Source organism: Streptomyces sp. NPDC004561, from assembly GCF_053602155.1.
In genome coordinates this window covers 1-7,683 of sequence record NZ_JBSGDB010000420.1, presented here as the reverse complement: position 1 = coordinate 7,683, position 7,683 = coordinate 1, and the positions used below count along the sequence as shown (strand labels likewise).

Sequence of the window (7,683 nt, the reverse complement as noted above, 5' to 3'; positions counted from 1 at the left end):
GGTGGGCGAGCGCCGCGTACGTGCCGCGCAGCTCCTCGGGCAGCCCCGGGTGGCGCATGGTCAGGCCCTTACGCACAGGTCGCGCGGGGGTGCTCAGTGGCCGCCCTGCTCCTTGAAGCGCTTGTAGGACCGCTCGATCTCCACCTCGGCGTCGGTGCGGCCCACCCAGTTGGCGCCCTCGACCGACTTGCCGGGCTCCAGGTCCTTGTACACCTCGAAGAAGTGCTGGATCTCCAGGCGGTCGAACTCCGACACGTGGTGGATGTCGCGCAGGTGCTCCACCCGCGGGTCGGTCGACGGAACGCACAGCAGCTTGTCGTCGCCGCCCGCCTCGTCCGTCATGCGGAACATGCCGATCGCGCGGCAGCGGATCAGGCAGCCCGGGAACGTCGGCTCGTCCAGGATGACCAGCGCGTCCAGCGGGTCGCCGTCCTCGCCGAGGGTGTTCTCGACGAAGCCGTAGTCGGTCGGGTAGGCGGTCGAGGTGAAGAGGCGACGGTCCAGACGGATCCGACCGGTCTCGTGGTCCACCTCGTACTTGTTGCGCGAACCCTTCGGGATCTCGATCGTGACGTCGAACTCCACCGGTGGCTCCTCCATGATCAACACATAGTTCTGGTGGTTAAGTGTCCCTCACGCAGGTGTGTGATCGCGAAAGGGGCTGGTGGTCATGCCGGAACTGGGGCCTTGGCGTGCCGCGAGACCGCAGTTGGTGCGGATCGCGAACGCCGTACGACCGCGTCTGGCGCGCGTCGCGACGGCCGCAGGACCGCGGGTCGCGCGGCTGACGCGGACGGTACGACCGCTGATCGCCGACCTCCCCCGTCCCCGCACCCGCAGGACCTGGCAGTACACCGCCGGCGCCGCCACCGCCGGCCTGGCGCTGGCCGCCGGCGTGGTGACCCTGGCGGGGCCCTGGGACGCCGACGGCCAGCGTACGGCCGAGCGGGACCGGGCCGCCGCCCTGGAGCGGGCAGGTGGCGCAGATCACGACGGCTCCGGCACGACGCCGGGGGCGCCCCGGCCCGCCCCGAGCGCCGAGGCCGTCCTGGTGGGCCTGGGCGGCGCCACGAGCCCCGTGGACACCAAGAAGGCCCCGGCGGGCGGAAAGACCTTCTCGGACGTCCTGGGGCCCCTCCTGGGCGTCCCCGCGCTGGGCAACAGCCGCGGGGCGGTGGTCGTCGACGTGGCCACCGGCCGGCGCGTGTACCGCGCCGACGCCGACAAGGGCCTCGCCCCCGCCTCCACCACCAAGATCGCCACCGCCGTCGCCGCCCTGTCCGCCCTCGGCCCCGACCACCGCCTCACCACCCGGGCCGCCCTCGAACCCGACACCGGCGAACTCGTCCTGGTGGGCGGCGGCGACCCGACCCTCACCGCGCACCCGGACACCGGCGGCTCGGCCAGTCTGCGCACGCTCGCCGCGCAGGCCGCGACAGCCCTGGAGAAGCGCGGCATCCACAAGATCAAGCTCTCCTACGACACGACCCTCTACACCGGCCCCGTGCTGCACCCCATCGGCGTCAACGAGAACCTCGCCGCGGTCAGCGCCCTGATGGCCGACGAGGGCCGCACCGACAACTCCGTCAGGGGCCCGGTGGCCCGCGTGGCCGACCCGGCGGCCGACGCGGCCGGCAAGTTCGCGGCCTTTCTCAAGGGCGCGGGCATCACGACCACCCCGCCCGGCCCCTCCAAGGCCACCAGCCGCGCCCAGACCCTCGCCACCGTCACCTCGCCCCCGCTGTCCGCCCTGGTCGAGCGGATGCTGACCAACAGCGACAACGACATCGCCGAGGCCCTGGCCCGCCAGACCGCCCTCGCGAGCGGACAGCCCCCGAGCTTCGACGGCGGCGCCCGGGCGATCCCCGCGCAACTGGCCGAGCTGGGCCTGCCGTTGACGGGCGCCTCCTTCCACGACGGCAGCGGCCTGAGCCGCGACGACAGGGTGACGGCCGACCTCCTCACCGCCCTGCTGGCCAAGGCCGGCGCCCCGGACCACCCGGGCCTGCGCCCCGTCCTGACGGGCCTGCCCGTCGGCGACTTCACCGGCACCCTGGCCAGCCGGTACACCGACGGCGCGGGTGGCCTCGTCCGCGCCAAGACCGGCACGCTGACCGGCGTGAACACCCTGGCGGGCACGGTGGTGGACGCCGACGGCCGTCTGCTGGTCTTCGCCTTCCTCGCCTCGGGCACGACCGACCCCGTGCAGGCCCAGTCGGCCCTGGACCGGACGGCCACGGCCCTGGCGGCCTGCGGCTGCCGGTGACCGGCGCGCCGGGCGGCGGAAGAACCCCGCCGCCGCCCGCCCCCGCGCACGGCCTGCCCGAAGCGGGACCGCTCACGTACCGTTGACGCATGACAGGCTTCGGTGGCACCGCATCTCCCGGGATGGTCGACTGGAACCTCGCGGTGGCAACCGCGACACGGCTCGTACGGCCGGGCCCCGACGTCAGCCGCGACGAGGCCAGGGCCGTCGTCGCGGAGCTGCGCCGGCACGCGAAAGCCTCGGAGGAACACGTCCGGGGCTTCACTCGTATGGGCACCGAGGAGACCCACGACACCCCGGTACTCGTCGTCGACCGCCCCGGCTGGGTCCGGGCCAACGTCGCCGGCTTCCGCGAGATCCTCAAACCCCTGCTGGAGAAGATGCAGGAGCGCCGCGGCGGCAGCCCGGGCAGCGCCGTCCTCGGCGCCGTCGGCGGCAAGGTCACCGGCGTCGAACTCGGCATGCTGCTGTCGTTCCTGTCCTCCCGCGTCCTCGGTCAGTACGAGACCTTCGCCCCGGCCACCCGTGAGCTCCCCGCCGGGGAGAACGGCGGCGGCCGGCTCCTCCTCGTCGCGCCCAACATCGTCCACGTCGAGCGTGAACTCGACGTCGAACCGCACGACTTCCGCCTGTGGGTGTGCCTGCACGAGGAGACCCACCGCACCCAGTTCACGGCCGTCCCCTGGCTGCGCGACCACCTCGAGGGCGAAATCCAGTCGTTCTTGGCGGAGACCGACGTCGACCCCATGACCTTCCTGGAGCGCATCCGGGAGGCCGCCCAGTCCCTCGCCGGCGGCCGCCCCGAGGGCGAGGAGGACGACGGGGGCCGGTCCTTCGTCGAGCTGGTGCAGACCCCCGCCCAGCGGGAGATCCTCGGCCGCCTCACCGCGGTGATGTCCCTGCTGGAGGGCCACGCCGACTACGTCATGGACGGCGTCGGCCCCAGCGTCGTGCCGACCGTCTCCGAGATCCGCGAGAAGTTCCAGCAGCGTCGCGCCAAGGGCGCGTCCCGGCTCGACCAGGCCCTGCGCAAGCTGCTGGGTCTGGATGCCAAACTCAAGCAGTACCGGGACGGCGAACGCTTCGTACGAGCCGTCGTCGACCAGGTCGGCATCGACGGGTTCAACCGCGTGTGGACCTCGCCCAACACCCTGCCCACCAAGACGGAGATCGCCAAACCGGCGGACTGGATCGCACGGGTGCACCGCAAGGCCGAGTCGTGAACGGCACGAGTAAGTCGTGAGACGAATCCGGCCGACGGCAGGCGAACGCCTCTCCAATCACCCGTCCGAGGGACCGTGAGGCATGCGTAGGCGTGCAATGCTCAGGGAACGGCCCGCTTCTGTCACCATCTACACACTCTGAGTGACCGAACCCCGGGCTCACCCCCCGAAAACTTCATGAAGGGAACCGGACATGGGTCCCCATCCTGCGGTCGCGGCGATACGCCTGGCGGTCCGCCGCGTCCTCCACGACATCCTGACCGACCGACCGACCTCCGGCGAGCACCCGGACCAGACAGCCGAGCGGCTCCCCTCCCCGCTCGTGCTCGTCGCGTGCTCCGGCGGCGCCGACTCCATGGCACTTGCCTCCGCGCTCGCCTTCGAGGCCCCCAAGCTCGGCATCCGCGCCGGCGGCGTCACCGTGGACCACGGACTCCAGGCCGGCTCCGACCTCCGCGCCGCGGAGGTCGTCCTGAGGATGCGCGGCCTGGGCCTCGCCCCCGCCGAGTCCGTCGCCGTGAGCGTGGGCCGCGAAGGCGGACCCGAGGCCGCCGCCCGCGACGCCCGCTACGCCGCCCTCGACGCCGCGGCCGTCCGCCACGGCGCCGCCGCGATCCTGCTCGGCCACACCCGCGACGACCAGGCCGAAACCGTCCTGCTGGGCCTCGCCCGCGGCTCCGGCATCCGCTCCCTGTCCGGGATGGCCGCGGTCTCGGGGGCCGACGGCCGTTACCGGCGCCCCTTCCTGCACCTCGACCGGCAGACCGCCCGCAAGGCCTGCATGGTCCAGTCCCTGCCCGTCTGGGACGACCCGCACAACGCGGACCCGGCCTACACCCGCTCCCGACTCCGGCACGAGGGCCTGCCCGCCCTGGAGAAGGCCCTCGGCAAGGGCGTCGTCGAGGCGCTCGCCCGCACCGCCCAGCTCTCCCGCGACGACGCCGACGCCCTCGACGCGTGGGCCAGCCAGGCCGAGGCCTCTGTGCGGGACGCCACGGGCCTGCTCGAGTGCGCCAAGCTCTACGCCCTGCCGCCCGCCGTACGCCGCCGGATCCTGCGCCGCGCCGCCATCGAGGCGGGCGCCCCGGCCGGTTCGCTGTTCGCGCGCCACATCGAGGAAGTCGACCGTCTGATCACCGGCTGGCGCGGCCAGGGGGCCATCAATCTCCCCGGCAGGGTCGTCGCTCAGCGGCAGGGTGGCAGACTGGTGATTCGGCAGGGCTGAATCCCGACCTCCCGGAGCGATCCTCCGGCGGCCGGGCCGGGCAGCCGGAGGCCGTAAGTGCGGGACGACCGAAAGTGATGCGGGTGGACGCGAAAGACATGGGTGCCGACCTCCAGCAGGTGCTCATCACCAAGGAAGAGATCGACGCGAAGCTGGCCGAGCTGGCCGCGAAGATCGACGCGGAGTACGCGGGCAAGGACCTGTTGATCGTCGGCGTCCTCAAGGGCGCGGTGATGGTCATGGCGGACCTCGCCCGGTCGCTGTCCACCCCCGTCACCATGGACTGGATGGCCGTGTCCTCCTACGGCGCGGGCACCCAGTCCTCCGGTGTCGTCCGGATCCTCAAGGATCTCGACACCGACATCAAGGGCAGGCACGTCCTGATCGTCGAGGACATCATCGACTCCGGCCTGACCCTGTCCTGGCTGATCAACAACCTCGGCTCCCGCGAGCCCGGCTCCCTGAAGGTGTGCACGCTGCTGCGCAAGCCGGACGCCGCCAAGGTCGCCATCGAGGTGGAGTGGGTCGGCTTCGACATCCCGAACGAGTTCGTCGTCGGCTACGGCCTCGACTACGCCGAGAAGTACCGCAACCTGCCGTTCGTCGGTACGCTCGCGCCTCACGTCTACGGCGGCTGAGCCACTCGGGCCAAGCCCAGTAGGACGATCGGGAACCCCGGCGGGTTCCATGCCGTTGAAGCATGCAGAGACGGGATTCCCAGCCGTCGAAACGGCTCCGTGCGGCTTCGGGCAACAATGCTGGGGTACCGTCAGAAGAACTGTCTTATCAAACTCACTATGGCAGGAGGGACGGGGCGACACCGCTCCGTATGGATGGACGTGAAGCGATACTTCCGTGGGCCGGTCATGTGGATCGTGCTGGCCGTCCTTGCCGTGGTCGTGTTGATGCAGGTCGTCGGCTCGTCCGGCGGCTACAAGACGGTGGACACCGGCCAGGTCGTTGCGGCGATCAATGACAACAGAGTCCAGTCGGCGAAGCTGACCACAGGCGACGAGCAGACCGTCAAGGTCGTCCTCAAGGACGGCCAGAAGGTCGACGGCAGCTCGAAGATCCAGGCGAGCTACATCGGCGACCAGGGTTCGACCCTCGCCGGCTCGCTGCAGACCAAGTACGAGCAGAAGCAGATCCCGGACGGCTACACGGTGTCGCCGTCCAAGCAGAACCCGTTCGTCGGCGTCCTGCTGTCGCTGCTGCCCTTCGTCCTCATCGTGGTCGTCTTCCTGTTCCTGATGAACCAGATGCAGGGCGGCGGCTCCCGGGTGATGAACTTCGGGAAGTCCAAGGCCAAGCTCATCACCAAGGACACCCCGAAGACGACCTTCTCGGACGTCGCGGGCTGTGACGAGGCCGTCGAGGAGCTCCAGGAGATCAAGGAGTTCCTCCAGGAGCCGGCCAAGTTCCAGGCCGTCGGCGCCAAGATCCCCAAGGGCGTGCTCCTCTACGGCCGCCCGGGTACCGGCAAGACGCTCCTCGCGCGCGCCGTCGCCGGCGAGGCAGGGGTCCCCTTCTACTCGATCTCCGGTTCCGACTTCGTCGAGATGTTCGTCGGTGTCGGTGCCTCCCGGGTCCGTGACCTGTTCGAGCAGGCCAAGGCGAACGCCCCGGCGATCGTCTTCGTCGACGAGATCGACGCGGTCGGCCGCCACCGCGGCGCCGGCCTCGGCGGTGGTCACGACGAGCGCGAGCAGACGCTGAACCAGCTGCTCGTCGAGATGGACGGCTTCGACGTCAAGGGCGGCGTCATCCTGATCGCCGCCACCAACCGCCCGGACATCCTCGACCCGGCCCTCCTGCGCCCCGGCCGCTTCGACCGCCAGATCGCGGTCGACCCGCCGGACCTGCAGGGCCGCCTGGAGATCCTCAAGGTCCACCAGAAGGGCAAGCCGGTCGCGCCCGACGTCGACCTGGCCGCCGTCGCCCGCCGCACCCCCGGTATGACGGGCGCCGACCTCGCCAACGTGCTGAACGAGGCCGCGCTGCTCACCGCCCGCGGTGACCAGAAGCTGGTCGACAACAAGGCGCTGGACGAGGCGATCGACCGTGTGGTCGCGGGCCCGCAGAAGCGGACCCGGATCATGTCGGACAAGGAGAAGAAGATCACCGCGTACCACGAGGGCGGTCACGCCCTGGTCGCGGCGGCCTCGCCGAACGCCGACCCGGTCCACAAGATCACGATCCTGTCCCGCGGCCGTGCCCTCGGTTACACGATGGTCCTGCCCGACGAGGACAAGTACTCGACCACGCGCAACGAGATGCTCGACCAGCTCGCCTACATGCTGGGCGGCCGCGCGGCCGAGGAACTGGTCTTCCACGACCCGACCACCGGCGCCGCGAACGACATCGAGAAGGCCACCAACCTGGCCCGCGCGATGGTCACGCAGTACGGCATGACCGAGCGGCTCGGCGCCATCAAGTTCGGCGGCGACAACAGTGAGCCCTTCCTCGGCCGTGAGATGGCTCACCAGCGCGACTACTCCGAGGAGGTCGCCGCGCTGGTCGACGAAGAGGTCAAGAAGCTCATCGAGACCGCGCACAACGAGGCCTGGGAGATCCTGGTCGAGAACCGCGACGTGCTCGACAACCTCGTCCTGGCCCTCCTGGAGAAGGAGACGCTGGGCAAGGAGGAGATCGCCGAGATCTTCGCCCCGATCGTCAAGCGCCCGCCGCGGCCCGCCTGGACCGGCTCCTCGCGCCGCACCCCGTCCACCCGCCCGCCGGTGCTCTCCCCGAAGGAGCTGGCACTGACCAACGGTGCGAACGGCGCGACGGCCGCGATCAGCACGGTCAAGTCCACCGCCGCCGAGTCCGCCCCCGTGACGGACCAGACCCCGGAGGACCGCTCCGAGAGCTGACCGGCCTTCGCCAGGAACAGGGTCGCCACGCGCGTGATGTTGCCGATCACCCGGCGGCCCTCGCCGACCACCGACGGCAGGCTCGCGAAGCTGTTG

Annotated in this window: 6 protein-coding genes; 5 read left to right on the top strand and 1 reads right to left on the bottom strand. The window is 71.0% G+C overall.

Annotated elements, in window-relative coordinates; genetic code table 11:
* Positions 1 to 93 precede the first annotated feature (93 nt).
* Complete coding sequence (locus tag ACWEN3_RS36295; protein WP_161292619.1) at positions 94 to 585, bottom strand: inorganic diphosphatase; 492 nt, start codon at positions 583 to 585, stop codon at positions 94 to 96.
* An 85-nt stretch (positions 586 to 670) separates the two neighbouring features.
* Here ACWEN3_RS36295 and dacB point away from each other — a divergent pair, with 85 nt between their 5' ends.
* From dacB to ftsH, 5 genes are all read left to right on the top strand, one after another.
* Positions 671 to 2,266, top strand: a complete 1,596-nt coding sequence (gene dacB, locus ACWEN3_RS36290) for a D-alanyl-D-alanine carboxypeptidase/D-alanyl-D-alanine endopeptidase (RefSeq protein WP_452979924.1) — start codon at positions 671 to 673, stop codon at positions 2,264 to 2,266.
* An 89-nt stretch (positions 2,267 to 2,355) separates the two neighbouring features.
* Positions 2,356 to 3,489 carry a zinc-dependent metalloprotease gene (locus ACWEN3_RS36285; protein WP_452979922.1) on the top strand — a complete coding sequence of 378 codons (1,134 nt, stop codon included), beginning with the start codon at positions 2,356 to 2,358 and terminating at the stop codon, positions 3,487 to 3,489.
* A 193-nt stretch (positions 3,490 to 3,682) separates the two neighbouring features.
* Positions 3,683 to 4,714 carry a tRNA lysidine(34) synthetase TilS gene (gene tilS, locus ACWEN3_RS36280; protein ID WP_452979919.1) on the top strand — a complete coding sequence of 344 codons (1,032 nt, stop codon included), beginning with the start codon at positions 3,683 to 3,685 and terminating at the stop codon, positions 4,712 to 4,714.
* Between the two features lie 77 nt (positions 4,715 to 4,791).
* Positions 4,792 to 5,352, top strand: coding sequence for a hypoxanthine phosphoribosyltransferase (hpt, locus tag ACWEN3_RS36275; RefSeq protein ID WP_452979916.1), 561 nt, complete (start codon positions 4,792 to 4,794; stop codon positions 5,350 to 5,352).
* Positions 5,353 to 5,547: 195 nt separating this feature from the next.
* A complete protein-coding gene (gene ftsH / locus ACWEN3_RS36270) occupies positions 5,548 to 7,587 on the top strand; it encodes an ATP-dependent zinc metalloprotease FtsH (RefSeq protein ID WP_452979913.1) in 2,040 nt (679 codons plus the stop codon).
* Positions 7,588 to 7,683 lie beyond the last annotated feature (96 nt).